Genomic DNA, 2578 nt, shown 5'->3' on the forward strand with positions numbered 1-2578 from the left:
CGGCGCGCTCGGCTTCGCGACGCCCGCCCGCGCCTTCCGGGCGATGCTCGGCGACGACGCGGCGGCGCTGCTGGAGGCGTACGGCATCGAGGACGTGCCCATCGACGAGCTCGACCTGATGCCGGGGCTCATCGCGCGGCCGCGCGAGGAAAGGGGCGATGCCCCGCTGTCCTAGCCTAAGGGAAAACGGAATAGACGGAACCGACCGTTCGGCTGAGTCTGGGAAAAGGTGCCGGGCGGCGGGCGGAGCATGGCCACCGGACCCATCGAAACACTTCTCCACCGTTCCTTCAACTGGGAAAACGGCGCCCCCGGGCCCCGGGAGGGGCCGCGGGGGCGTTCGGCTAGGTGCGGGAACGGCCTATTTGCTCAATGTGTTCGGCTGAGATCGGAAATCAACCCAAATTTGCATTCAAGTTTTTATTTAAACTTGATTTAAGGCGGAGTGGAATGTGAGCGCGCAAGGAGATACGGAATCGATGAGAGCCTCAAAAAAACTACTGCAGTGTTATCATCTTTCATCCTCTCTATTCTTCCATTTCTGATTCTATGGGCGGCTTGGTCAGCCCTCCCTGATACAATTCCCGCTCATTGGAGTGGGGGTGTGGTTGATCGATGGGGTAATAAGCTTGAATTGCTGGTTGTTCCGCTGTTTTCTCTGATTGGTTCTATTGCAATTTCTGTGTACCTTATTGTTTCCACGCGGCGAAGAGAGTTCGCGGATTTCTCTGCTCGAATGCGACGGGACTTTGTTGCGTGCTATATTTCTAGCCTTCTTTTATCGACAACCTGCTCAGTGATAATTGCCGTTTGGGTTCAGTTGATTCTTACGCAAAGCATTGCGGTTGATGGGGGACTTGGACTATCGATCCTGTATTCCCTTCCCGGGCTATATGTGATCTTGTGCGCTTTGCCGCCTTTTTATGCGAGCGGCGAGAGCAAAAAGGCAGAGCGCCTGATAACAGTTCTTATTGGCGGCGCGGAGATTGTTCTTTGTGGAATAGTGCTTGAAGGTTCGGCTGCCTCTTATGCGATGATTGGACTGATGATTCTGTTCTGTGCGTTTGAGATTGTGTCACAGGTAAGGGATAGCCGGTCCTTATGAGTTGAATTACGCGCGTGTGGATATAAAGGTTGGCATGTTAAGTTGGTCGTTTTCTCGTTCTGGGACATTTGCAGTAGGATGAGTGGGACTAGGCGCGCTGCGGTGTGATGGTGACGGCTGAGACTTGTATCGCTGCAAATCAGCTGATGCACATTTTGCTATTGGGCTTGAAGGTGGGACCGACAGGCCTTTGTTTGGGATGTTCTGGTCGTCCAGCTCGTGTTGCACGGCTTTATATTGTTACGCTCGTTCGGCGCTCCGTTGGAGCATTTCCGGGTTTGTCGGTATCCGAACAGGCCGCGGGCGGATGAAGTTAAGTTCCGCGAGATGTCGCGCGAGATTTTCGAAAGAGTATATTTGCCCGACGAGTGGAAGCCGGCGTACAACGCGGCGAGGCGCACGAGATCACAGCTGCATTGGATCGATCTCAGAGAGCATCCGCGGTCATTCGATGAACTGGGGGGCGTGTGGAGGACGACCGCGGATCGCAAAGGGTATGGCGATACCGATGAGGAATGGTCGAGGGCGTATCGACGCAATGGCGCGGTGCGACCCACCATCACCCTGCCCGACGGCGCGACCAAGGTCATGTATGCGCCAGACCCGACACCGCGGGCGTGGTTCGACGACTTCCTGGCGACAACTCTCCCCGTCGAGTTCCTGCCGCAGGACTACATCAGGGGCGTCTTATTGGGGGACGACCACATGGAACCCCGGGAGATCAAGCTGTACGGCTGATCCATCCGGCAACAACATGTCAAAGCCCCAAAACCCAACAGGATCGCGAACGAGGGGATGAATTGACCGCCCGGGTATTTGCGCCCGGGCGGTCAATTTTATCAACCATGGGTGCGATTCTGTGAGGCCATTTTTCTGGCATCCGCTGTTTGCTCAGGTCTCAACGCACCCATCGACCGTTCAGTAATCTTTGCGAACGCGACCACGTGCGCATTTGTCGAACAATCAAATGTCCGACAATGTCTGACGGAGCTGTCAGACATTCACACACGAGCAGGCGAGCTTCGCGAGCGATTGTAGGCAGCTAGTAGCCCCAGCTGCGTCTTTGGCGCAGGTTCGACGTCTGACATCTTGAATGTCTGACGTCGAACGAAGCTGGTTGATAACAAGCAGGTGGAATAAACATGGAGCCCGACACCTCTCGCGCAATCGGCGCGCGGCAAGGGTCTGGCCCATCTCATATGTTGCCAACGCTAACGGTGAACCTGAGCGCCCGGGCACATTCTTTGTTGGCTGAAACCGGCATAGCAACTAGCGGAAGGCATCATCGAAGGAGTGTGCTGGAAAGCACCCGTCTCCTTAACTGTTAGAAATGCAAGTTAATAATCTATGTGGTCAATATAATACCGTTGAACCCGCGTATCGATGCCGCTCAGCCATTCGCCTCGCCCCCGTCGCACGTATCTTCATCCGGTCTGTTACTTTTAATCTAACAATTCTTTGAGGAACGTAGGT

The 2578-nt window shown here is 54.9% G+C and carries 2 protein-coding genes; both read left to right on the forward strand.

Features of this window, described 5'->3' with window-relative positions; genetic code table 11:
• The first annotated feature begins 505 nt into the window (after positions 1–505).
• The gene (locus tag DWV43_RS09870; protein WP_255413615.1) at positions 506–1105 is read left to right on the forward strand and encodes a DUF1648 domain-containing protein; all 600 of its coding nucleotides are present in this window, start codon (positions 506–508) and stop codon (positions 1103–1105) included.
• 357 nt (positions 1106–1462) lie between these two features.
• Positions 1463–1843 carry a hypothetical protein gene (locus tag DWV43_RS09875; RefSeq protein WP_117818433.1) on the forward strand — a complete coding sequence of 127 codons (381 nt, stop codon included), beginning with the start codon at positions 1463–1465 and terminating at the stop codon, positions 1841–1843.
• Positions 1844–2578: the final 735 nt, after the last annotated feature.

It is taken from the genome of Collinsella sp. AF05-9 (assembly GCF_003465595.1).
In the GTDB taxonomy this organism is placed as follows: Bacteria; Actinomycetota; Coriobacteriia; order Coriobacteriales; family Coriobacteriaceae; genus Collinsella.